Annotated in this window: 24 protein-coding genes; 14 read left to right on the forward strand and 10 right to left on the reverse strand. The window is 67.9% G+C overall.

From position 1 onward, the window contains the following. The first annotated feature begins 3 nt into the window (after positions 1-3). The 10 genes from panD (at position 4) to ACQ5DX_RS00295 (ending at position 9,778) form a co-directional block, all read left to right on the forward strand. Entirely contained in the window at positions 4-426 is a 423-nt protein-coding gene (panD, locus tag ACQ5DX_RS00250; RefSeq protein WP_430330698.1) for an aspartate 1-decarboxylase, read from the forward strand. 4 nt (positions 427-430) lie between these two features. After that, complete coding sequence (locus tag ACQ5DX_RS00255) at positions 431-1,243, forward strand: type III pantothenate kinase (RefSeq protein WP_430330699.1); 813 nt, start codon at positions 431-433, stop codon at positions 1,241-1,243. Between the two features lie 197 nt (positions 1,244-1,440). After that, positions 1,441-1,962, forward strand: a complete 522-nt coding sequence (locus ACQ5DX_RS00260; RefSeq protein WP_430330700.1) for a cysteine dioxygenase — start codon at positions 1,441-1,443, stop codon at positions 1,960-1,962. Continuing rightward, positions 1,959-2,381: a rhodanese-like domain-containing protein gene (locus ACQ5DX_RS00265; RefSeq protein ID WP_430330701.1), complete on the forward strand. Its 423-nt coding sequence runs from the start codon at positions 1,959-1,961 to the stop codon at positions 2,379-2,381. Before ACQ5DX_RS00260 ends, ACQ5DX_RS00265 begins: the two co-directional genes overlap by 4 nt. 217 nt (positions 2,382-2,598) lie before the next feature. Next, positions 2,599-4,107, forward strand: coding sequence for a lysine--tRNA ligase (gene lysS / locus ACQ5DX_RS00270; protein ID WP_430330702.1), 1,509 nt, complete (start codon positions 2,599-2,601; stop codon positions 4,105-4,107). A gap of 132 nt (positions 4,108-4,239) precedes the next feature. After that, entirely contained in the window at positions 4,240-4,590 is a 351-nt protein-coding gene (locus tag ACQ5DX_RS00275; RefSeq protein WP_430330703.1) for a histone-like nucleoid-structuring protein Lsr2, read from the forward strand. A gap of 626 nt (positions 4,591-5,216) precedes the next feature. Beyond that, a complete protein-coding gene (locus ACQ5DX_RS00280; protein WP_430330704.1) occupies positions 5,217-7,067 on the forward strand; it encodes a hypothetical protein in 1,851 nt (616 codons plus the stop codon). Further along, entirely contained in the window at positions 7,064-8,248 is a 1,185-nt protein-coding gene (locus ACQ5DX_RS00285) for an acyltransferase family protein (RefSeq protein WP_430330705.1), read from the forward strand. Before ACQ5DX_RS00280 ends, ACQ5DX_RS00285 begins: the two co-directional genes overlap by 4 nt. A 91-nt stretch (positions 8,249-8,339) precedes the next feature. Further along, complete coding sequence (locus ACQ5DX_RS00290) at positions 8,340-8,918, forward strand: carboxymuconolactone decarboxylase family protein (protein ID WP_430330706.1); 579 nt, start codon at positions 8,340-8,342, stop codon at positions 8,916-8,918. Then, complete coding sequence (locus tag ACQ5DX_RS00295) at positions 8,915-9,778, forward strand: RNA polymerase sigma-70 factor (RefSeq protein WP_430330707.1); 864 nt, start codon at positions 8,915-8,917, stop codon at positions 9,776-9,778. Before ACQ5DX_RS00290 ends, ACQ5DX_RS00295 begins: the two co-directional genes overlap by 4 nt. Positions 9,779-9,805: 27 nt before the next feature. Here the strand turns inward: ACQ5DX_RS00295 and ACQ5DX_RS00300 are convergent, their stop codons facing one another. After that, the gene (locus tag ACQ5DX_RS00300; protein ID WP_430330708.1) at positions 9,806-10,357 is read right to left on the reverse strand and encodes a hypothetical protein; all 552 of its coding nucleotides are present in this window, start codon (positions 10,355-10,357) and stop codon (positions 9,806-9,808) included. Between the two features lie 543 nt (positions 10,358-10,900). Between ACQ5DX_RS00300 and ACQ5DX_RS00305 the strand changes: the two genes are divergently transcribed. Next, a complete protein-coding gene (locus ACQ5DX_RS00305; protein WP_430330709.1) occupies positions 10,901-13,462 on the forward strand; it encodes an ATP-dependent Clp protease ATP-binding subunit in 2,562 nt (853 codons plus the stop codon). 58 nt (positions 13,463-13,520) lie between these two features. On the opposite strand, the gene ACQ5DX_RS00310 is transcribed toward ACQ5DX_RS00305, so the two are convergent. Then, the gene (locus ACQ5DX_RS00310) at positions 13,521-14,120 is read right to left on the reverse strand and encodes a TIGR03086 family metal-binding protein (RefSeq protein WP_430330710.1); all 600 of its coding nucleotides are present in this window, start codon (positions 14,118-14,120) and stop codon (positions 13,521-13,523) included. A 97-nt stretch (positions 14,121-14,217) separates the two neighbouring features. Here ACQ5DX_RS00310 and ACQ5DX_RS00315 point away from each other — a divergent pair, with 97 nt between their 5' ends. After that, entirely contained in the window at positions 14,218-15,189 is a 972-nt protein-coding gene (locus ACQ5DX_RS00315) for a helix-turn-helix transcriptional regulator (protein ID WP_430330711.1), read from the forward strand. Positions 15,190-15,193: 4 nt separating this feature from the next. Here the strand turns inward: ACQ5DX_RS00315 and ACQ5DX_RS00320 are convergent, their stop codons facing one another. After that, positions 15,194-15,784 carry a hypothetical protein gene (locus tag ACQ5DX_RS00320; RefSeq protein ID WP_430330712.1) on the reverse strand — a complete coding sequence of 197 codons (591 nt, stop codon included), beginning with the start codon at positions 15,782-15,784 and terminating at the stop codon, positions 15,194-15,196. A 243-nt stretch (positions 15,785-16,027) separates the two neighbouring features. Here ACQ5DX_RS00320 and ACQ5DX_RS00325 point away from each other — a divergent pair, with 243 nt between their 5' ends. Beyond that, on the forward strand, positions 16,028-16,462 hold the full coding sequence (locus ACQ5DX_RS00325) for an OsmC family peroxiredoxin (protein WP_430330713.1): 435 nt from the start codon (positions 16,028-16,030) through the stop codon (positions 16,460-16,462). 81 nt (positions 16,463-16,543) lie between these two features. Further along, positions 16,544-18,130: an MFS transporter gene (locus ACQ5DX_RS00330; RefSeq protein WP_430330714.1), complete on the forward strand. Its 1,587-nt coding sequence runs from the start codon at positions 16,544-16,546 to the stop codon at positions 18,128-18,130. 223 nt (positions 18,131-18,353) lie between these two features. Here ACQ5DX_RS00330 and ACQ5DX_RS00335 read toward each other — a convergent pair whose 3' ends face one another. The 7 genes from ACQ5DX_RS00335 to ACQ5DX_RS00365 all read right to left on the reverse strand — a co-directional run bounded on the left by ACQ5DX_RS00335 (position 18,354) and on the right by ACQ5DX_RS00365 (position 22,117). Then, positions 18,354-18,686: a ScnB gene (locus ACQ5DX_RS00335; protein WP_430330715.1), complete on the reverse strand. Its 333-nt coding sequence runs from the start codon at positions 18,684-18,686 to the stop codon at positions 18,354-18,356. Further along, on the reverse strand, positions 18,683-19,381 hold the full coding sequence (gene scnC / locus ACQ5DX_RS00340; protein ID WP_430330716.1) for a thiocyanate hydrolase subunit gamma: 699 nt from the start codon (positions 19,379-19,381) through the stop codon (positions 18,683-18,685). Before scnC ends, ACQ5DX_RS00335 begins: the two co-directional genes overlap by 4 nt. A 12-nt stretch (positions 19,382-19,393) precedes the next feature. Continuing rightward, positions 19,394-19,693 (reverse strand): SH3-like domain-containing protein, encoded by a 300-nt coding sequence (locus ACQ5DX_RS00345; protein WP_430330717.1) that lies wholly within the window; start codon positions 19,691-19,693, stop codon positions 19,394-19,396. Beyond that, positions 19,690-20,124: a hypothetical protein gene (locus ACQ5DX_RS00350; protein ID WP_430330718.1), complete on the reverse strand. Its 435-nt coding sequence runs from the start codon at positions 20,122-20,124 to the stop codon at positions 19,690-19,692. Before ACQ5DX_RS00350 ends, ACQ5DX_RS00345 begins: the two co-directional genes overlap by 4 nt. A gap of 66 nt (positions 20,125-20,190) precedes the next feature. Further along, positions 20,191-21,024 carry a CbtA family protein gene (locus ACQ5DX_RS00355; protein WP_430330719.1) on the reverse strand — a complete coding sequence of 278 codons (834 nt, stop codon included), beginning with the start codon at positions 21,022-21,024 and terminating at the stop codon, positions 20,191-20,193. Continuing rightward, positions 21,015-21,209 (reverse strand): CbtB domain-containing protein, encoded by a 195-nt coding sequence (locus ACQ5DX_RS00360; RefSeq protein WP_430330720.1) that lies wholly within the window; start codon positions 21,207-21,209, stop codon positions 21,015-21,017. The genes ACQ5DX_RS00355 and ACQ5DX_RS00360 overlap by 10 nt, the downstream gene beginning before the upstream one ends. A gap of 299 nt (positions 21,210-21,508) precedes the next feature. Continuing rightward, on the reverse strand, positions 21,509-22,117 hold the full coding sequence (locus ACQ5DX_RS00365) for a DUF4352 domain-containing protein (RefSeq protein ID WP_430330721.1): 609 nt from the start codon (positions 22,115-22,117) through the stop codon (positions 21,509-21,511). Between the last annotated feature and the right edge of the window lie 19 nt (positions 22,118-22,136).

A 22,136-nucleotide genomic window follows, 5' to 3' on the forward strand; every position in this document is an offset into this window, starting at 1 on the left:
AACATGCTGCGCACCATGATGAAGTCGAAGATCCACCGGGCCACGGTCACCCATGCCGACCTGCACTACGTGGGTTCGGTGACCGTCGACCAGGATCTGATGGAGGCGGCCGACCTGCTCGAGGGTGAGCAGGTGACGATCGTCGACATCGACAACGGCGCCCGCCTCGAGACGTACGTGATCACCGGCGAGCGTGGCTCAGGTGTCATCGGGATCAACGGTGCTGCAGCACATCTGGTCAAGCCGGGCGACCTGGTGATCCTCATCGCCTACGGCGTGATGAACGAGCAGGAGATCCGCGAGTACGCGCCGCGCGTCGTGTTCGTCGACGGCGCGAACAAGCCGGTCGAGCTCGGTTCGGACCCGGCGCATGCGCCCGAGGGTTCCGGCCTGATCACGCCGCGGATGCTCTCCAGTCTGGTGTAGGACCGTGCTGCTCACCGTCGACGTCCGGAACACCAACATCGTTCTGGGACTCTTCACAGGCACCGGTTCGCACTCGAAGTTGGTGCAGGACTGGAGAATGCGCACCGACGCGCGGATGACCGCCGACGAGCTGGCGCTGAAGTTCCGTGGACTCCTCGGTGCCCACGTCGATCAGATCACCGGTGTCTCGGCGCTGTCGACGGTCCCGTCGGTGCTGCGGGAGATCCGCGTGATGCTGACCCGGTACTGGGGTCACGTGCCGCACGTCGTGGTGGAACCGGGGGTGCGTACCGGGGTTCCGCTGTTGGTGGACAATCCGAAGGAAGTCGGCGCGGACCGTATCGTCAACAGCCTTGCGGCACACCACTTCTACGACGGCGCCTGCATCATCGTCGACTTCGGTACGTCGACGTGTGTCGACGTCGTGTCCGCGAAGGGCGAGTTCCTCGGCGGCGCAATCGCTCCCGGTCTCGAGATCTCGACCGACGCGCTGGCGTTGCAGTCGGCCGCGCTCCGCAAGGTCGAGTTGGTGCGGCCGCGGTCGGTGGTCGGCAAGAACACCGTCGAGTGCATGCAGTCCGGTGCCGTGTTCGGTTTCGCCGGCCTGGTCGACGGCTTGGTCAGGCGAGTTCGGCAGGAGCTCACGGCATTCGGCGGCGCCGACGTCGCGGTGATCGCGACCGGAGACAGTGCGCCGCTGATCATGCCGGAGTGCGAGACCGTCGAGCACCACGAACCGGATCTGACGCTCGAGGGCCTGCGGTTGGTGTACGAGCGCAACCTCGCGCGTCGGGGTGCGCGCCACACCGAGATCTGACCCGTCGTAATCGGCGTCACTCTCCCGTCGGGGGTCCGAGGGGTTCCGCCGACACGGATGTTGTGTCACACTGTTCGACATGTTCCGTTGCATGAGCGCCCAGGAGTGTTGTCGAGGCTGACCGCCGCCTCGACCAATTTCACTTTCCTGGAGCTTTGCTCATGCTTTCTGCATATTCTTTTGACGTTCGTACGTCCATGTCCGACCTCGGCTCACTGCCGACCCGGCTGCGCCCCGCCGACCTGCTGCGTATCACCGATCAGGGTGCCGCGGAGGTCCTCGAGGGTCGCCACGATCACCTGCTGCCGTCGGCCTTCCCGGCCGGCGACCGCTGGTCCACGCGCCTGCATTCCGACGACGACCTCGACGTGTGGTTGATCAGCTGGGTGCCGGACCGGTCGACCGAATTACATGACCACGCAGGATCTTTGGGCGCACTGACGGTGCTCAGCGGCAGCCTCGCGGAGTACCGCTGGACCGGCGGCGAGCTCCGTCGTCGGACGCTCGAGGCCGGCGACCAGGCCGCGTTCGGGCTCGGCTGGGTGCACGACGTGATGCGTGCGCCGGGGCCCGTCACCGCCACCACCGAACCCACTCTCAGCGTGCACGCGTACTCGCCGCCGCTCACCGCAATGTCCTACTACGAGGTCACCGAGCAGGGCGCGCTCCGCCGCACCCGCACCGAGCTGACCGACCTGCCCGAAGGGGGCCGCAAGTGACCATCGACGAAATGCTCGACGACGCCCGTTCCCGGATCGACCGGATGACCGTCTTCGAACTTGTCGAGGCGCACCGCCGCGGCGCGATCTTCGTGGACATCCGCCCGCAGGCCCAGCGCGCGCTCGAGGGCACGCTGCCCGGCGCGCTGGCGATCGAGCGCAACGTCCTCGAGTGGCGGCTCGACCCCACCAGCAGCGCGCACCTGGCGCTTGCCGTCGACCACGACGTCGAGTGGGTGATCGTGTGCTCGGAGGGCTACACGTCGAGCCTGGCGGCGGCGTCGCTGCGGCAGCTCGGGCTGAACAAGGTCACCGATCTGGTCGGCGGCTACAAGGCGATCAAGGCGGCCGGTCTGCTGGGCGCCCTGATGGGGCAGCGGCACTGCACCCGCGAGCTGGCGACGGTCTCCGCACACTGACCGTTCGCCCCGCTGGGTCCGGTGACCGAATGTCACATCGGTTCAGTTCGGCTGAACGCGTGTGACATTCGGCCAACGGCAGCGTTGCGGAGGTGGCCGCGGCGGGCCGAGACGAAACCGTCCGCGCGCTCCGGGATCGTGCCCGGACGGGGGTTGCGGGCGCTGCCGTGATACCGGCGCCACGCTCGGAGAATGCCGCCCTATAGTCTTGTACCCCGTGAGTGAAGCACCAGCCCAGCCCGTCGACGACACCCCCGAGCAGCTCCGGATCCGCCGCGAGAAGCGGGAGCGTCTGCTCGCGCAGGGTCAGGAGCCGTACCCGGTGTCGGTTCCGCGCACTCATTCGCTGGCGGAGATCCGCGCCAAGTACCCCGACCTGGAGCCGGACGCGAGCACCGGCGACATCGTCGGCGTGGTCGGCCGTGTCATCTTCGTCCGCAACACCGGCAAGTTGTGCTTCGCGACGCTGCAGGAGGGCGACGGCACGCAGCTGCAGGCGATGCTGAGCCTGGCGAACGTCGGCGAGGACGCGCTCGCGGCGTGGAAGTCCGACGTCGACCTGGGCGACTTCGTGTTCGTCCACGGCGAGGTGATCAGCTCGCGTCGCGGTGAGCTCAGCGTCATGGCCGACGCATGGCAGATGGCGGCGAAGTCGCTGCGTCCGATGCCGGTCGCACACAAGGAGATGAGCGAGGAGTCCCGCGTGCGTCAGCGCTACGCGGACCTGATCATCCGGCCCGAGGCCCGCGACATGGCGCGCAAGCGCGTCGCCGTCGTGCGCGAGCTGCGTAACGCGCTCGAGCGCCGGGGCTTCCTCGAGGTCGAGACCCCGATGCTGCAGACGCTCCACGGTGGCGCGGCGGCGCGGCCGTTCGTGACGCACTCGAACGCGCTCGACATCGACCTGTACTTGCGCATCGCGCCGGAGTTGTTCCTCAAGCGCTGCGTGGTCGGCGGCATCGAGAAGGTCTTCGAGATCAACCGCAACTTCCGCAACGAGGGTGTCGACTCGACGCACTCGCCGGAGTTCGCGATGCTCGAGACGTACGAGGCTTACGGCACGTACGACGACTCGGCCAAGATGACCCGCGAGCTGATCCAGGAGGTCGCGCAGGCGGCCTTCGGCACGCAGGTCGTCACGCTCGCCGACGGCACCGAATACGACCTCAGCGGTGAGTGGAAGACGATGGAGATGTATCCGTCGCTGTCCGCCGCGATCGGCGTCGAGGTCACCCCGGACACCACCGTCGACGAACTGCTGGCGCTGGCCGAGCAGGTGGGTCTCGAGGTCCCGAAGGACAAGGGATACGGCCATGGCAAGCTCGTCGAGGAGCTGTGGGAGCACCAGTGCGGTGATCAGCTGCACGAGCCGACGTTCGTTCGGAACTTCCCGGTCGAGACGTCGCCGCTCACGCGTCAGCACCGCAGCCTGCCGGGTGTGACGGAGAAGTGGGATCTCTATGTTCGCGGATTCGAACTCGCGACGGGATATTCCGAGTTGGTCGATCCGATCATCCAGCGCGAGCGTTTCGTCGATCAGGCGCGTTTGGCGTCGGCCGGTGACGACGAGGCCATGGTTCTCGACGAGGAGTTCCTGGCCGCGATGGAGCAGGGTATGCCGCCGACGACCGGAACGGGTATGGGAATCGATCGCCTGCTCATGGCTCTCACGGGATTGGGAATCCGGGAAACCATCTTGTTCCCAATTGTCCGACCCTCGCGCTGACCGGGAGTTTTCAATTCCCCGCTATTGACGAGTCTTCGATATCGGTGATTCGGGGGTACTATTGCTTTCGAGTTACCGGCTGGGACGCCTCGCGTCCGAGCGACGACGCGGCATTCGGAAGGAATTGACCCCATGGCAAAGAAGGTCACTGTAACGCTCATCGACGATGTCGATCAGGATGCCACTGCCGATGAAACGGTCGAGTTCGGACTGGATGGGGTTCTGTACGAGATCGATCTGTCGTCCGACAATGCCGCAAAGTTGCGTGAGCAGCTCGAGGTGTGGGTTTCCCATGCGCGTAAGGTGACGAATCGTCGTCGTGGTGGTAAGGCGTCGGCCGGTGCGGCGGCGTCCTCCCGCGTAGCGGTCGACCGGGAGCAGAGTGCGGCGATTCGGGAATGGGCGCGGCGGAACGGTTTCACGGTGTCCTCTCGTGGGCGTATCTCCGCGGAAATCACCGAGGCATACAACAAGGCTCACTGATTGCGATCGGAGCACGTCTTCCGATCTTTCGGATCCAGGTGTAAAGATCGACTGCTAGGGTCCGGCATGTGCGGCTGAGGCGAATCATTACCGGAGCAGCGCTTTCGGTAATGTCGCGGTGTTGTTCGGTCGGGCCGGCGGCGGCGCAGGATACCCGGTCGATGGCCTTCGACTTCCTTGCGGGAATCCCGTTGGAATTGGACAATCCGGGCGAGTCTGCGTCGAGATCGGACGACCGGTCGTGTAAACCGTTCGATCGACATCCGAATCCCGTTGTGCTGGTACGCGGCACCAGGACAATTGGGGCACCTACGCGCCTCTTGCTTCCGAACGACGGTTATTGCGTCTTCCCGCTCACCTACGGTGCATTCGATGATCGGTCCTGGCCCATTTCGGCAATCGGCGGAATGAGGTCCGCCAAACCTCTCGGGGCGCCGACAATGTCGACCAGTACGTGTCGCTCGCACCGCGGCGCAGTTGGTCGTGCAGGTCGGTTGCGCCGCGAACTACCGTGAGCAAGCGGGAGGCTGACGAGCCACCGGCCTCCTCGCGGACCCTCGAAGACGTATTGATCTGCGTGGGTAAGGTTCCGCTCCGGCGATGCTGCCGGAGAAAGGAGTGTGCGCGTGGGAGCGGTTCCGCAGGCAGGGGTGGATGACGCCGTCGAGTCCCGCGCGTCCGAGAGCCGGAACCGGTGGTGGCCGCTCTCGGCCCGGCAGGTGCTGCTGGCAGCCGCGGCCCTCATCGCCGTCCAACTCGTGGTCCGGGGTGCGGTCGCGTTCGCGGGTGACTTCTACTGGGACGACCTGATCCTGATCAGCCGATCGGGCCAGTCGCCGGCGCTGTCGGGCGGGTTCCTGTTCTACGACCACGACGGGCATTTCATGCCGGCGGCGTTCCTCGTCGCGTGGATCTCGACGGCGGTGGCGCCGCTGAACTGGACGGTGCCGGCCCTGACGTTGATCGCGGGGCAGGCGCTCGCGTCGTTCGCGGTGCTGCGGGTGCTCCGGTTGCTGCTGGGCACCCGGCCGGTGGTGCTGCTGCCGCTGGTGTTCTACCTGTTCTCGCCGCTGACGTTGCCGTCGTTCGCGTGGTGGGCCGCGGGGCTGAACTCGTTGCCGATGCAGATCGGTCTCGCGTGGGTCGCGGGTGACGCGATCCGGCTGTGCCGGACCGGACGGACCCGGTTCGCGGTGTCGGGCACGATCGTGACAGCGCTGTCGCTCGCGTTCTTCGAGAAGTCCGTCCTGGTGCCGGTCGTCGCGTTCGCGGTCGTCGCGCTCATGTACCGCGTCGACGGGATCGAACGTCCGATCCGCGCGGCGCTGGTGCGGGGGCGCGCGCTATGGATTCCGCTCGTCGCGGTGGGGGCCGTGTGGGCGGCGGCCTACCTGCATTTCACGCACTCACGACTGGTGGCGCCGTCGGCGACGCAGACCGCCGGGCTGGCACATCACGGCACGTCGTTGGGGCTGGTGCCGACCCTCCTCGGTGGTCCGTGGGCGTGGGATCGGTGGCCGCCGAGCCCGCCGTGGGCGACGCCGCCGATGGTGCTGGTGGTGCTGGGATGGCTGGCCGTCGCGGCGGCCCTCGTGTGGTCGCTGCGATACCGGCAGCGCACCGCGGGCATCTGGGTGTCGATGGTCGCGTACGTCGCGGTCTCGGAGGCCGCGATGGTCCTCACACGGTCCGGCCCGGACACGGCGTACGAACTGGCTCAGACCCTGCGGTATGTCGCCGACAGCGCGGTGGTCATCGCGATCGGGTGGGCGCTGATCGTGCGTGCGCCCCGGCGTCCCGGTGTGCGGCGGCTGCCGAGCCCCCGCCCGCCGCTCGTCGTCGGGCTGGCGGCGCTGTTCGTCGTGAGCAGCCTGTGGTCGACGGCGACGTTCGTGGCGCGCTGGCGCGACAACCCGACCGTCGACTACCTGGCGAACGGGCGGGTGGCGCTGGCCGCGAACCGGAACACCCCGCTCCTGGACCAGCCGGTGTCGATCTATGTGCTGCTGCCGGTCGCCTACCCGCACAACACGACCAGTCACATCTTCGGGCCCCTGCGGGAGCGTCCCGAGTTCGCGCGTTCCACGAACTATCTGCAACTGTTCGACGACTCCGGCAAGCTCGTCCCCGCCGCGGTCACCCCGACACGCAACATCGGGCAGGGTCCGGTACCCGGGTGTGGATACCGGGTGGAGGGCGCGCCGGTCGAACTGCCGCTGGACGGCCCGCTCATCGACTGGGAGTGGACGGCGCAGCTCAACTACTTCGCCGGCGCCGACGGCACCATCGAGGTGGGGCTGAACCGCAGCGACGACACCGTGACGGTGCCCGTCGAGGCGGGGCTCAACCAGGCGTTCGTGCGGTTGTTCGGTGCCGGTGACGCGCTGCGGGTACGGACCGCGACGCCCGGTCTCGCATTGTGCGTGGGCGCCGGCCCGGTCGGTGCCGTCGCGCCGGTGCAGGGGGCGGGGTCGTGAGCACGCAGGGTTACGTCCGGTCGCTGACGGGCCTGCGTGCGATCGCGGCGCTGTTGGTCGTCGGTGCGCACGCCGCATTCTGGACGGGGCGGTACACGCCCGACGTCGCCGGTGACGCCGTCTCGCGGCTCGAGATCGGTGTCGCGATGTTCTTCGTGCTGTCCGGGTTCCTGCTGTTCCGGCCGTGGCTGCGGGCCGCGGCGGGCCAGCGGGAGTTGCCGTCGACCACGACCTACCTGTGGCACCGGGTGCGGCGCATCCTGCCGGCCTACTGGATCACCGTCATCGCGGTGTACGTGATCTACCTGTTCCGCGACGACGCGGGGGAGACGGGCCTGGGCTGGTCCGGTTTCGTGCGGAACATGACGCTGACCCAGATCTACGGGCCCGGGCACCTGCACAACGGGCTCACCCAGATGTGGAGTCTGGCCGTCGAGGCCACGTTCTACCTCCTGCTGCCCGCGCTCGGGTGGTTCCTGGTGGTGGTGGTCTGCCGACGCGAGTGGCATCCGGTGCGGCTGGCGGCCGCGCTGCTCGGGGTCGTTGCGATCACGCCGCTGTGGACGCTGATCACCCACAACACCGACATCTCGTTCACCGCCAGGCTGTGGCTGCCGGGATTCATCGCCTGGTTCGCGGGCGGGATGCTGATCGCGCTCGCGTCGGCGACGCTGAAGCGGTGCAACCCGTACGGCATGGGGCTGTTGGCGCTGTACTTCCTGTTGCTGGCGTGCACACCGTTGGCGGGGGAGGCGACGATCGTGCCGCTGGACGCCACGCAGGCGATGACCAAGTCGATGCTCTTCCTGCTGTTCGCGACGACGCTGATGGCGCCGCTCGTGATCGGCGACCGGCCCGGGCCGCTCGGACGTCTGTGCTCGTCGGCGCCGATGGTGTGGCTGGGGGAGATCTCCTACGAGATCTTCCTGGTGCACCTCGTGGTGATGGAGTTCGTCGTCGACATGCTCGGCTACCGGACGTTCCAGGGCTCGATGGTCGGCGTCTTCGTCGTCACCGTCGCGTTCAGCGTCCCCATCGCATGGGCGCTGCATCGGACGCTGTTGCGGTTCATTCCGAGCGGACCGCGGCCCGAGCGCTCAGCGCCGGAGGTCGCGCGGCGCGAAACCCCCGACGTCGACGACGCGGTCGCCCCGGTTCCTGCTCCCAGCCCGGTCGACTGACGGCAGTCGTCGGGCGAATTTCGGTTCCGCTGTCACGTTTCCTCCGCGGCCGGTGTCTTCATGCCGAGGGCACGTAACCGAAGGAGGAATCATGACCAGCAATACCCGGATCCCGAAGGCCGAGCTGACCGGCATCTACGGCGCCGTGGTCAAGCGGATGTCCCGCAAGATGCTCGGTGAAGTCGCCGAGCCGGTCGAGGTGACGTGGCACAACCGGAAGGTGCTGAACTTCAGCTTCAACGTCGGCCGGAAGGTCCAGAAGTGGGACAAGTGCGACGAGAACCTGAAGTCGTTCGCCCACATGGCGGTGGCCAGCCTCGTCGGCTGCAGCTTCTGCCTGGACTTCGGCTATTTCCAGGCGCACAACGAGGGACTCGATCTGACCAAGGCCCGCGAGGTGCCCCGCTGGCGCGAGTCCGACGTGTTCACTCCGTTGGAGCGGGACGTCATGGAATACGCCGAGGCGATGACGCGAACTCCGCCGGACGTCACCGACGAACTGTCGGCCCGGCTGCTCGACGCGCTCGGCCCGGCAGCACTGGTGGAGTTGACCGCGTTCATCGCGGTGGCGAACCTCATGACCCGCACCAACACCGCGTTCGGCATCGAATCGCAAGGCTTCGCGGCGTCGTGTGGCCTGAAGCCGCTCGCCGTACGCTCGACGACATGACCGGCGACCCGTTCGTCACTCACCGCAGCCTGCTCTTCACGGTCGCGTACGAGATGCTCGGCTCCGCAGCCGACGCGGAGGACGTCGTGCAGGAGACCTGGTTGCGGTGGGCGGAGGTCGACCAGTCCGAGGTGCATAGTCCGCGCGCCTACCTGATCCGAATCGCGACCCGACAGGCACTCAACCGACTGCGTTCGGTGTCCCGTCGCCGGGAGGATTACGTCGGGGAATGGCTGCCCGAGCCGCTGCTGACCACGCCCGATGTGGCCGACGACGTCGAGCTCGCCGAGAACGTGTCGATTGCGATGCTCACGGTGCTGGAGACACTCGGTCCGGTCGAGCGGGCCGTGTTCGTGCTGCACGAGGTGTTCGAGACGCCGTACCCGGAGATCGCCGAGGTGGTCGGCAAGACCCCGGCCGCCGTCAGGCAGATCGCGCACCGGGCGCGCGAACACGTCGGTGCGCGGCGGCCACGGATGCGCGTCGACCGAGACCAGCAGCAGGTGGTCGTCGAGAAGTTCCTCGACGCCGTATCCAGCGGCGACGTCCAGGCGCTGGTGGAGGTGCTCGCCCCCGACGTGGTGGCGATTGCCGACGGCGGCGGCCTCGCGGCGGCAGCACGGAGGCCGATCATCGGGGCCGAGAGGGTCGCGGCGTTCCTGTCCCGGGCGGCGAGCCTCCCGGACTTCGTGACGACCACGACGTGGCTCAACGGCATGCCGGGAATCCGCATCGACGTCGGTGGCGAGGCCACCGCGGTGAGCCTGGCAGTCGAGGACGGCAGGATCGTCCGCATCTACGCGATCCGCAATCCGCACAAGCTGGGATCGCTGGAAAAGGTGTCGGATCTGACGCGTTGACGACGGGCCGTCGCGACTACTCCCAGTTCAGTCGGTGGTCAGCAGGCTCAACGACTGGTTGCACAGGTCGTCGGGGCTGCGGCCGTCGCCCACGCGCGCCTTGACATCCATCATCACGTTCTGGTTGTCGGAGAAGTAGGTGTACATCAGGCAGTGCGCCTGATTGCCGAACATCAGAAACACCTCGCGGCCGTCGATGTCGGCAACGACTGCTGCTTCGCCGATGTGGGACTCGGCCTCGAACTGCGCCAACGAGACTGCGGTGGAGCCCTCCTCGGTTCCCCAGTTGCATCCGGTCGGTCCAGCGCCGGTTTCATGGGCGACAACGCCTGGCACCAACGGTTCTCGCGTCGTCGCCGCGACTTCTTCCGACGTCAGCAATCCGCACGGGTCGAAGTCCAGAGTGATTGGCATCGGGGATCCTGCAACCGTCCTGGGTGCAATCCTGCGCGTGCTCAGCGTCGATGGCTTCACCTGGGGTGCATTTTCATCGAACGTCGGCTTGGCGAGTGCCTCTGATGTGAGTGTGGCCTGCGTCCCGGATTCTGGTGTTTCGTGCGAGGCGCTGCACGAAGCCACGCTGAGTTCGATGCACTCCTGGTCGGCTGAGCCAGCGCCGAACGTAGGTCGGTCGAGTCGGGTGCCTCCGGCCCCGATGCGGCCAGCCGGGGGATAAGCAGAATCACGCCGTACGCGACGGCGATCGTGGCGGCGAGCCTGAGCAGCGAAAAGAGAAAACGCCGTCGTGCAGGTGTTTCGGACACAGTCCCCCCGAGCCGAGTCATCGATGCCGTGACGTCCCACCGCCAGGCGCGGGCCAGCGTAACCGAGCCTGGTTCAAGCCCTGATCCGCGAGTCCGGGCGTGAATGTTCGCTCCAGGCGTACAGCGCGCGGGAAACGATTCCCCGACCTGCGGCGTTGAGAACTTTATGCAGGTCGGATCCGCGTGTTCGACGGGCAGAGGAGCGGCAGGTCGAAAGGCAGCCCACTAGAGTGTGAAGTGGGGTCGTGGAACCTTCGGTTCCGGAGGCCGTCAGCCTGTTGTGCCGGAGCGAGACGCGGCGGGAAGGTACGAGACACCAGGTCTCGGAGCTGACCGCCGGAAAATGTGAGGGAGAGCGATGTTCGAGAGGTTCACCGATCGCGCGCGGCGCGTCGTCGTCCTGGCCCAAGAAGAAGCCAGGATGCTCAACCACAACTACATCGGCACGGAACACATCCTGCTCGGCCTCATCCATGAGGGTGAGGGTGTGGCGGCGAAGTCGTTGGAGTCGCTGGGTATCTCCCTCGAAGGTGTCCGCAGCCAGGTCGAGGAGATCATCGGCCAGGGTCAGCAAGCCCCGTCCGGTCACATCCCCTTCACTCCCCGTGCCAAGAAGGTCCTCGAGCTCAGCCTGCGTGAGGCGCTGCAGCTCGGCCACAACTACATCGGTACCGAGCACATCCTGCTCGGACTGATCCGCGAGGGCGAGGGCGTCGCCGCCCAGGTCCTCGTGAAGCTCGGTGCCGACCTCAACCGCGTTCGTCAGCAGGTCATCCAGCTGCTGTCGGGCTACCAGGGCAAGGAGCCGGCCGAGGCCGGCGGCAGCCGCGGCGAGGCGGGCACCCCGTCGACCTCGCTCGTCCTCGACCAGTTCGGCCGCAACCTCACCCAGGCCGCCCTCGAAGGCAAGCTCGACCCGGTCATCGGCCGCTCGAAGGAGATCGAGCGCGTCATGCAGGTCCTGAGCCGCCGCACCAAGAACAACCCGGTCCTCATCGGTGAGCCGGGCGTCGGCAAGACCGCCGTGGTCGAGGGCCTCGCGCAGGCCATCGTCAACGGCGAGGTGCCGGAGACCCTCAAGGACAAGCAGCTGTACACGCTTGACCTGGGCTCTCTCGTGGCCGGCAGCCGCTACCGCGGTGACTTCGAGGAACGCCTGAAGAAGGTCCTCAAGGAGATCAACACCCGCGGCGACATCATCCTGTTCATCGACGAGCTGCACACGCTCGTCGGCGCGGGTGCCGCCGAGGGCGCGATCGACGCAGCGTCGATCCTGAAGCCGAAGCTGGCCCGCGGTGAGCTGCAGACCATCGGCGCGACCACGCTCGACGAGTACCGCAAGTACATCGAGAAGGACGCCGCCCTGGAGCGCCGCTTCCAGCCGGTGCAGGTGGGCGAGCCGACGGTCGAGCACACCATCGAGATCCTCAAGGGTCTGCGCGACCGCTACGAGGCGCACCACCGCGTCTCGATCACCGACAGTGCGCTGGTCGCGGCGGCCACCCTGGCCGACCGCTACATCAACGACCGCTTCCTGCCGGACAAGGCCATCGACCTCATCGACGAGGCCGGCGCACGGATGCGCATCCGCCGGATGACCGCGCCGCCGGACCTGCGCGAGTTCGACGACAAGATCGCCGACGCCCGCCGCGAGAAGGAGTCCGCGATCGACGCGCAGGACTTCGAGAAGGCCGCGAACCTGCGCGACAAGGAGAAGCAGCTCGTCGCGCAGCGCGCCGAGCGCGAGAAGCAGTGGCGCTCGGGTGACCTGGACGTCATCGCCGAGGTCGACGACGAGCAGATCGCCGAGGTGCTGGGCAACTGGACCGGTATCCCGGTCTTCAAGCTCACCGAGGAGGAGACCACGCGTCTGCTCCGTATGGAGGAGGAGCTGCACAAGCGGATCATCGGCCAGGAGGACGCCGTCAAGGCGGTCTCGAAGGCGATCCGCCGCACCCGTGCCGGCCTGAAGGACCCGAAGCGTCCGTCCGGCTCGTTCATCTTCGCCGGCCCGTCCGGTGTCGGTAAGACCGAGCTGTCCAAGGCGCTCGCGAACTTCCTGTTCGGCGACGACGACGCGCTCATCCAGATCGACATGGGCGAGTTCCACGACCGGTTCACCGCGTCGCGTCTGTTCGGTGCCCCTCCGGGCTACGTCGGATACGAAGAGGGCGGCCAGCTCACCGAGAAGGTGCGCCGCAAGCCGTTCTCGGTGGTCCTGTTCGACGAGATCGAGAAGGCACACCAGGAGATCTACAACACCCTCCTGCAGGTCCTCGAGGACGGCCGTCTCACCGATGGTCAGGGCCGCACGGTCGACTTCAAGAACACCGTGCTGATCTTCACCTCGAACCTGGGTACCTCGGACATCTCGAAGGCTGTGGGTCTGGGCTTCTCCGCCGGAACGGGCAGCGAGTCGAACTACGAGCGCATGAAGCTCAAGGTCCACGACGAGCTGAAGAAGCACTTCCGCCCAGAGTTCCTCAACCGCATCGACGACATCATCGTCTTCCACCAGCTGACTCAGACCGAGATCATCCAGATGGTCGACCTGATGATCGGCCGGGTCGAGACGCAGCTGAAGAACAAGGACATGGACATCGAGCTGACCGAGCAGGCCAAGTCGCTGCTCGCGAAGCGCGGCTTCGATCCGGTGCTCGGTGCGCGCCCGCTGCGTCGCACCATCCAGCGCGAGATCGAGGACCAGCTGTCGGAGAAGATCCTCTTCAACGAGCTGGGCCCGGGACAGATCGTTCTGGTCGATGTCGAGGGCTGGGACGGCGAGGGTGCCGGCGAGAACGCGAAGTTCACGTTCCGCGGCGCACCGAAGCCCGTCAAGGTTCCGGACTCGCCCGCCGAGGCTCTCGCGAGCACGGCCGGTGAGGGATCGGGTACGACCGAGACCGGCTCCGCCGAGTAGTCGATACCGAAACGACGGCGCCCCGCACGCAGTAAGCGTGCGGGGCGTCGTCGTTTCGTCAGGCGCGCATCGCGGGCCGGTCGCTGCCGGACCGGCCGGACCAGTTGGCAAGGCGTTCCGTGGGTCCCGCGCCTTCGGCCGGCTCGACCACCGCGCTGAACGGCACGCGGCCGCCGCGTGGGCTCGCGGGGATCGCGCGGCGGGCCACCGCGAGTGCCGCTTCGGCGAGCGCGGAATCGGCCTCGGCCGGTTGCCCGGTCGCGGTGGCCAGATCCCAGCCGTGCACCAGCGTCTCGTTCAGGTATGCCCAGACCGCGGCACGCCCGGGCACACGCCCCCACGGTGCGGTGACGGTGAGGTCGAGCAACGCGTCGTCGCCCCACACGATCCACATCTTCTCGGCGGCGATCCGGTACGCGCCCGCCGGATCGTCGCCGACGTCGTCCCTGACCAGCGGCACGGTGGCCGGGTCGCCGCCCTCCCCGATGACGCGCGCCCGGTCGACGGTGGCGACCAGGTGGCCCATGAGTGTCGCGACGTCGAACTCGGCGCACGGCGTCGGATCGGTCAGCTGGTCCGGCCGCACCTCGGCCATCAGGGACGTCACCCAGGCCAGGGCTTCGCGATAGAGGGGGCGGGGGTCGGTGATGTCGGTCATCGGTGGGCCTTTCGATCGAGTGCACGTGTGCGGACCGCGCCCACTCTCGTCTCCAATCACGACATCTTGTGTCATGTATTGCTGAGAGGATGAGGCGATGCGCGCCGACCGTCTGCTGTCACTGGTCTTGTTGCTGCGGAACCGGGGACGGATGTCCGCAACGGCCCTCGCGCGGGAACTCGAGGTGTCCACTCGCACCGTGCTGCGGGACGTCGAGGCGCTGTCGGCGGCCGGGATCCCGGTCTACGCGGAACGTGGCCGGAACGGCGGGTTCGCTCTGTTGCCGGGGTTCACCACGGATCTCACCGGTCTGACGGTGGAGGAGGCGAAGGCGCTGCTCGCGGCCGGCGCCGCGGCCACCCCGGCGGCGCTGGGGATGGCGCCCGCGTTCGCGTCCGCGATGCGGAAGGTGCTGGCCGCCATGCCCGACACACACCGCACGGCCGCCGCCCGAGTCGCGGAACGGGTGCTCGTACGGCAGGGCGGTTGGTTCACCGATCCGGCGCACGACGAGCATCTCGGCCTGATCCAGCAGGTGGTGTTCGCGGGTCGTCGGCTCCGGCTCCGGTACGCCGGCCGTGACAGCGAATCATGCTGGCGCACTGTCGATCCAATCGGCCTCGTCAATGCGGGCGGTCGGTGGTATCTGGTGGCAACCCACCGCGGTGCGGAGCGCACGCACCGGCTCTCGCGTATCCAGGACGTCCGTGAGCTCGACGAGCCGGCGCGGCGGGCCCCTGTCGTCGACCTCGCCGGGGTCTGGGACCGGCGGCGGTCCGCGTTCCGCGCGCTGCACGAGTCCGTGGCGGCGACCGTTCGGGTGCGAGCCGAGCGGCGCGACGACCTCGTCGGCTCGGTGCTCTCCACGGCGTCGGAGACGCAGGCGGACGGGTGGATCACACTCGAGGTCGAGTTCGGTGACGCCGCACACGCCGGGGGTGTCCTGTGGATGCTCGGCGACGACGCCGAACTTCTCGGGCCCGAGAAGTTGCGCGAAGGGATCCGGCTCCGGGCGTCGGGCATGGTCGAACGGCACCAGGCCGTGCGCCCGGCGTCCGAGTCGGGATGACCGATCAGGTGCGGGGAGCGGTCGGCCCCGTCGTCACCACGATGTGGGCGGCGCGCGGCGTCCGGTCCGGCCCGAACAACGCCGCCTCCTGCCGGGCCCAGCGGTCCCAGTGCGGCCGGAACATGTCGCCGTCGCGCTGCAAGGCACGACGCATACGCACGTCCGGTGTGGCGTCGACGAACACGCGGACCGCGAAGTACCGGCGCGCGGCCGCGCAGGTCGATCCGGCGCCCTCGACGATCAGGTAGCGGTGGCGGCGAACCGCACGCCACTCCGTGTACGCGCCGCGATGCCAGTCGTAGCGTCGATAGCGTGGGATCCGGCCGCGCTCGGCGGGGGCGAGGACACACCGGACGAGGAGCGGCACCGACGCGGCGAGACCGTCCCAACCCGGGTACAGATCGTCCATCCGGACGATCGGTGCGTCGTCGAGCGCCGCGGCGACCAGATCGGCGAGGGTCGACTTTCCGCCGCCTGCGGGACCGTCGATGCCGACCAGGATCGGCCCGCGTCCCCGACGCCTGCGGCGGTGGGCGGCGCGCGCGGCGGCCGCGGTCCGGGCTGCCGCCGCGGTCGGATCGTTGTCGGTGGTCACGACGAGCACGCTATGCCGACGGTCGCCGCGGGCGGTAGTCGTCGAGGCGGTCCGCGGCCTGCCTACGGTGGCTCAGGTGTTCCGGTAGTCGCGTAGCCTGGGCCGGCCCCGAGCGCGAAGAATGCCGGGCCCACCGCGAAGCCGAGCGATTCCCTCCGGATTCGCGCCTTCCCGAGCAGCCCCATGGCCTCCCACCGGAGGGGTAGTTTGCGGAAGAGGCCGATCGACGAGAGAGGATCTGCGATGCCCACACGCACAGCGCGCACAGCTTGGAACGGAACTCTCGAAAAGGGTTCGGGCCAGGTCGAACTCACCAGTTCGGGAAAAGCGACGTTCGAGGTGTCGTTCCCGAAGCGGGCCGCCGACGACGCCGGCGGGTTCACCAGCCCAGAGGAACTGATCGCGGCGGCGCACTCGTCCTGCTACGCGATGCAACTGTCGGCGCTGATCGGTGAGGCCGGTGGGACGCCGCAGAGCCTCGACATCCGTGCCGACGTCTCGCTAGGACCGGACACCCAGGGCTTCAAGCTCACCGGCATCGCGCTCACCGTCCACGCCGAGGTCGACGGCCTGGATGCGGCGGGGTTCGCCCGTGCCGCCCAGGCGGCCAAGGAGTCCTGCCCGGTGAGCAAGGCCCTCACCGGTGTCGACATCACGCTCGACGCCGCGCTCGAGTAATCACCGCACTGCCGCGGGGGCCGTCCGATTGCGTCGGCAGTTCGGCCAGTATGACGGCCCCCGATGGTGTGGACTGACCGCATGACACTCGCTGGGGGCGGGACACGCCCCGTCCGGGCTCCGTTGGTCCTCACGGCTCTGGTGCTGGTCGCCTCCGTGGCGAACCTGAACCTGGCGGTCGCGAACGTCGCGCTGCCCGACATCGGTCAGGCCTTCGACGCGAGCCAGACGCAACTGAACCTGATCGCCGTCGGATACTCGGTGGGGCTCGCGGGCTCGGTGCTCTACCTTGGGGCCCTCGGTGACCGGTTCGGGCGCAAGATGATGCTGGTGCTCGGCATGGTGTTGTCCCTGCCGGCATGCATCCTCGCCGCGTTCGCGCCGAGCGTCGAGGTGCTGATCCTCGCGCGACTGCTCGGCGGTGTCGCGGCGGGGATGGCCTTCCCGACCACCCTCGCGCTGATCACCGCGCTGTGGTCGGGGCCGGACCGGACGCGGGCGATCGCGCTGTGGTCCGCGATCGGTGGCGGCATCTCCTCCCTCGGTCCGCTCGTGTCCGGTGCCCTGTTGCAGTCGTTCGAGTGGGGCTCGGTGTTCCTGGTGACCGTGCCGCTGGCGCTGGTCGCGCTGGGGTTCGCCGTGTACTTCGTGCCCGGCCACGTCAACGAGTCGACCGATCCGGTGGACCATCTCGGCGGGATCGTGTCGGTGATCCTGGTGGCGGCGCTGGTGCTGGGCATCAACTTCGCCCCGGTCGCCGGAATGCGCGCGACCGCGTTGTCGATGCTGCTGGTCGCAGCCGCCGCGGGAGTGGCGTTCGCGATCCGGCAGCTGCGGGCGAGATACCCGTTGTACGACCTCCGGGTGGCCCGCCGGCGAATCTTCTGGGTGGCGGCGGTCGCGGGCATCGTGGTGTTCGGGACGCTGATGGGAACGATGTACATCGGTCAGCAGTTCATGCAGAACGTGCTGGGCTACTCCACGCTGGCGGCCGGCGCCGCCGGCCTGCCCGCGGCGGCCGTCATGGTGGTGGTCGCGCCGCAGTCGGCCAAGTTGGTCGAATCGCACGGCGCGCGGTTCACCCTGCTGCTGGGGTACACGGCGATCGTGCTGGGACTGCTGGTGGCGTTGCTGCTGTGGAAGGAGGACGCGCAGTACTGGAAGATAGCGCTCGGGTACATGCTGCTCGGTGCGGGCGTCGGACTCGCCGGCACGCCCGCCTCGCACTCGTTGACCGGGTCGGTACCGGTGTGGCGGGCCGGGATGGCGTCGGGCACCGCGGACCTGCAACGAGATCTCGGTGGCGCCATCGTGCAGTCGATTCTCGGTGCGCTGCTCACCGCCGGGTACTCGGCGTCGTTCGCTGCCGCGATTGCCGCGAGCCCGGAGTCCGGCGACGTCGACCAACAGACGCAGGCCGCCCTGGAGAAGTCGTTCGCCGGCGCCGAGAACGTCGCGGAGCGGTACCCGGAGTACGCGAATGCGATCGAGACTGCCGCGCGCGCAGCCTTTCTCCAGGGCGACACCCATGCATACGGTGCGGCGATCGCGATCGTCCTCGTCGGTGCGGCGCTCGTCTTCTTCGCCTACCCGCACCGCGACGGGGAGCGGGAACTGCTCGCGCGGTATCGGGACATCGACGAGGCCGCCGTGCCTGCCGATCTGTGATCCGGCGGACCGCAGGCACCGACACGACATTCGTCGGTCGCGCGCAGGTTGGCGGCCTGGACGCATCGGAGTTCGCCCGTGTCGCCCAGACCGCCAAGGAGTCCTGCCCGATGGGCAAGGGCCCTCACCGGCGTCGACATTCTGCTCGACGCCTCGCTCGAGTAGCCACCTCGTGTGGTGAGTGCTCGAACGTGTTGGGGCGGAAGCTTTCCGAGCCGCGCGGTCAGGCGCGTTCGAGCTTCGCCCGGACCTGTTCCATCTTCGTGCGTAATTCTTCCTGGGTGACGACGCCGCGATCGAGGAACGTGTGCGCGGTGGTGATCGCGGACCGCGAGTGGATGGGGAACTCGCGGTAGATCGTCTCGCCCAGTTCGTCTTCGGTGTGTCGGCGCTCGAGGTTGTCCCACGATCCGCGCCACGACAGGCACTCGCACGTGGCCTGCATCGCCGACTCCCAGGGATCCGGCTTCCGGTCGGTGTCGTCGAGGTCGCCGGCGCGCGTGGCACCCGGCGGCAGTGTGCCGAGGATGACCTCGTATCCCTGTGCGGTGGTCACCTGCCACCTCCCGCGGACGGAGCCTCGGACGCGTCCCAGTCGGCGGACGGCAGCGCCACGCCGATCATGGTGTCGCGGGTGACGATCTTCGCGAGTTGCTCCTCGGTCCACCCGTCGGTGCCCGCGGGGCGCATCGGCATCACCATGAACCGCGACTTCTGGTTCGAATCGTGCACCCGCACTTCGACATCGGAAGGAAAGTGCAGGCCGAACTCGGCGAGCACCTCGCGGGGGCGGCGGACCATGCGTCGCCGGTAGTTCGGTGTCCGGTACCAGTCCGGCGACATGCCGAGGACGGGCCGCGGGTAGCACGAGCACAGCGTGCACACGATCACGTTGTGTACCTGTGGCGTGTTCTCGAGGACGTAGAAGAAGGTGTAGTCGCTGGGGGTGCCGGTGCCCGTCGGGTCGGTCCAGTCGATGCCCACTTCCTTGCACGTCTCGGTGCCGTTCTCGAGCAGGCGCTTCTTGAACTCGGGGTCGGTCCAGGCCTTTGCCACCAGCTTGGATCCGCCGGACGGGCCAATGGATTCGGCCCATTCGGAGAAGCGGCGGTGGTCCTCGGCCGAGAAGAGGCCCTTCTCGATCGCGAGTTCCCGCAGGGCGAGTTCGAGTACCTCGAACTCGCTGATCTCCTCGGAAGCCTGGATGGGGGCGTGTGGGTCCTTGCCCGCGTGGCTGTGTGGATCGCTCACTTCTCCTCCTGCCTACTCTTTCGTCCCGGCGGGCCGGAGCCAGCCCTCGGCGCATTCGGTCTCGAGCGTGTCGATGTCGTAGCCCGTGTAGCGCGGCCAGAGGTCGGTCTGCTTGAAGCTGACGACGTAGAACGGTTCCTTGCGTCCGGTCTCGAGCTTGTCGAACGCCTCGTCCTCGGGAATCACCCACTCGGGACGAAGCGCGACGACCATGCCCTCGTGGTTGCGTACGTAAGCTTGTGTGCGCGTGTGGAAGAGGCTCGTCTGGTCCTTGACGACCACCCGGTCGCCGACCTTGAACTTGGTGGTCATTTCCGCTCCTCCTGGAGACGTGCCCGCACCTGATCGATCCGGTCGCACAACTCGTCGAGTGGGATGAGGCCCTTGTCGACCATCACCTTGGCGGCCACGGTGATCCACCGGGCGTAGTAGGGGTAGCCGAAGTACTGGGTCTCGCCCAGATCCACCTCGGCGCGGCGGCGCATCTCCGAGTTCCACGCCCCACGCCAGCCGAGACACTCACACGTGATGTACGTGTTCATCTCCCAGGCTTCCTCCGGCTTCTCGAGGTATTCGACCGGGAGCGCCGGCTGGCCGCCGACGTCGTGCAGGACGTGGCGCAGAATGTCGTACTGCGCGTTGGAGATCGTGTAGGGCGAATCCTGGACGTCGTGCTCGGCCGGAGCGATTCTTTCGAGTCCGTCGGTGAGCGTCTGAAATCGAGCCTGATCTGCCGTGGTCATGGAGGTCTCCCTTCCATGTGGGTTCAGTTGTTCGCAGTGTTTTCCGAATCCTCGCCAGCACCCCTCCTACGGTTGAACTGTTCCGGCTGTGGGTGCCCGGCCCTGCATCGTGTCGGGGGCGGTCTGTGAGGGTGATCCGGCGCGCTGGGCCCGTTCGGTGAGGAAGGCGTAGGCGAGGCCGAGGCTCAGCCACAGCGTGGCTTGGGTGGCAAGTGACGAGATGCGGAACTGCCACAGCAGCGTGGCGGGAAAGTCTTCCCCCACCTCGTTCACCGTCGGCAGCAGTAGGTACCCGACCGTCACGATCGCGAGGAACGTGGCCGCCGAGGCGGCCAGGCGGACGGTCCAATAACCCTGCGAAGCAAGGAGCTTCGCCACGTAGACGGCAGCGGCCACCGCTGCGAGTCCGAGGACCAGCGCGGCCAGCCAGTACCAGGTCCGCTGGTTGATCGTGTCCGGATCTCCCACCGCGGGGGGATTGGCCGGGTACTTGAAGAACGGCACAGCCTCGACAGCCAGCCACCCCGCGCCGGCCAGTCCCAGCGCCGGCAGTGGAGCCGCAATGGCGGTGTGCCGCCGGGCGTAATGCGCCACCACACCGAAGATCACACCGATGGCGACGCCCGCCAGCGTGGTCGCCAGAATCAGACCGGCCCGCTGCCCATCTCGCGAGACCAGTACTTCGTCGCTGTCGGAATGGGAGTGCCCGGCTGTGGCGGCCGGGTCGGCGTGCTCGTGCGGAGCGGCCTCGCTCGTGGGGGCCGATTCCTCGATCGCGATGGCCGCGGCGACGTGTGGTTCACCGAGCGCGAAGGCGACTGCTCCGGTGAGGAGTCCGGCGACCAACCCGGCGAGGATGCCCCGCAGCAGCAGACTCTTCAGCGAACCGGTCAGTGGCACGGGAGCCCCAGGAGATGGCGGCCGTCGTGCATCAGTTCGTGCATGTACATCCCGGTGCGCGAGACGGCGCCCTGGTCGAAGCCGACCAGATAGAGCGCCAGCAGGGCGAGGACGACCGCCCCGATCGCGGCAAGGGCGATGCCGGCGGATTCGGCAGCCCGATTGGGGGTGTGGACAAGGGTCATTGCTTCCTCCCGGAGATCGTCCCGACACGGCCGTTCCGAAGGGTGCCGACGAGCGGCATGGCGAGTCGCGGCGGGACTCGACGCGGCCGGGTGTCGGGGCGGCGAACAGCCATGTTCCGCGATCCGCCCGATTCGTGGAGTGGCCGACTCCCCCGTCGAGCCGGAACGCACCTCAGACGCTACGCGGCGGGGTTCCTTCGGATCCTGCAGTTGTGTACTTCACACAACTGCGAAAGCACCCGTGGGTCCGGCAACCCCTCGATGCCGAACCTCACGGGTGTACCCGCGCCGAGTCGCTGCTACTGCAGCAGGATGGACTCTCCGCGGGAGAACACGGAGTCGTGCACTTCGAGGACCGCAGGAACGGTGCCCGGCGGAACGTCGAAGACGATGGTGGCTTCGACGGAGTTGCCGGGGTTGATCTGTTCGAACGCAATGCCTTGGTCGAGTGTGAGGGTGGCCATGCTGTCTACCGAGTACTGGCGGTCCTGCGCGTCGACCAGCTTCTGCGCGGACGTCGTGAAGCTCTGCTCGCGGTTGCCGATGTTGCGCACGGTCATGCGGACCAGGACGAACTGACCCTGTGCCTTCTCGGTGAGGTACTCGTTGACACCGACGCTCGGAACCCCCGCCTCGACGCCGTTCACGACGAACTCGAACTTGCCGTCGCGGACCGGGCTGCCGATCCGGGCGTCCGCGGGGGTCTCCGCGGTGCCGGTGGTGGCGCCGGCCGCTCGGGCGGCGTCCGACGGTTTGTCACCGGTGCCGCCGCTGATGGCGGTGATCGCGACGACCGCGACGATCACGGCGCCGAGCCCGGTGAGGATCTTGTGACGGGCGAACCAGTTCTTCCCGGCCGGCGGCTGGTGCTGCGGCTGCGGGGGTGCGGGCTGCTGGGGAGTGCTCACGGACAGTTCCTTTCGATGT

It is taken from the genome of Rhodococcus sp. ACT016 (assembly GCF_050477185.1).
Classification (GTDB): domain Bacteria; phylum Actinomycetota; class Actinomycetes; order Mycobacteriales; family Mycobacteriaceae; genus Prescottella.

Bases quoted from the DNA above. Each gene is read 5' to 3' on its own strand.
- ACQ5DX_RS00260 (WP_430330700.1), top strand. From the start codon at position 1,441: ATGTCCGACCTCGGCTCACTGCCGACCCGGCTGCGCCCCGCCGACCTG.
- ACQ5DX_RS00330 (WP_430330714.1), top strand. From the start codon at position 16,544: ATGACACTCGCTGGGGGCGGGACACGCCCCGTCCGGGCTCCGTTGGTC.
- panD (WP_430330698.1), top strand. From the start codon at position 4: ATGCTGCGCACCATGATGAAGTCGAAGATCCACCGGGCCACGGTCACC.
- ACQ5DX_RS00295 (WP_430330707.1), top strand. From the start codon at position 8,915: ATGACCGGCGACCCGTTCGTCACTCACCGCAGCCTGCTCTTCACGGTC.
- ACQ5DX_RS00310 (WP_430330710.1), bottom strand. From the start codon at position 14,120: ATGACCGACATCACCGACCCCCGCCCCCTCTATCGCGAAGCCCTGGCC.
- ACQ5DX_RS00345 (WP_430330717.1), bottom strand. From the start codon at position 19,693: ATGACCACCAAGTTCAAGGTCGGCGACCGGGTGGTCGTCAAGGACCAG.
- ACQ5DX_RS00315 (WP_430330711.1), top strand. From the start codon at position 14,218: ATGCGCGCCGACCGTCTGCTGTCACTGGTCTTGTTGCTGCGGAACCGG.
- ACQ5DX_RS00360 (WP_430330720.1), bottom strand. From the start codon at position 21,209: ATGACCCTTGTCCACACCCCCAATCGGGCTGCCGAATCCGCCGGCATC.
- ACQ5DX_RS00290 (WP_430330706.1), top strand. From the start codon at position 8,340: ATGACCAGCAATACCCGGATCCCGAAGGCCGAGCTGACCGGCATCTAC.
- ACQ5DX_RS00305 (WP_430330709.1), top strand. From the start codon at position 10,901: ATGTTCGAGAGGTTCACCGATCGCGCGCGGCGCGTCGTCGTCCTGGCC.
- ACQ5DX_RS00350 (WP_430330718.1), bottom strand. From the start codon at position 20,124: ATGACCACGGCAGATCAGGCTCGATTTCAGACGCTCACCGACGGACTC.
- ACQ5DX_RS00275 (WP_430330703.1), top strand. From the start codon at position 4,240: ATGGCAAAGAAGGTCACTGTAACGCTCATCGACGATGTCGATCAGGAT.
- ACQ5DX_RS00325 (WP_430330713.1), top strand. From the start codon at position 16,028: ATGCCCACACGCACAGCGCGCACAGCTTGGAACGGAACTCTCGAAAAG.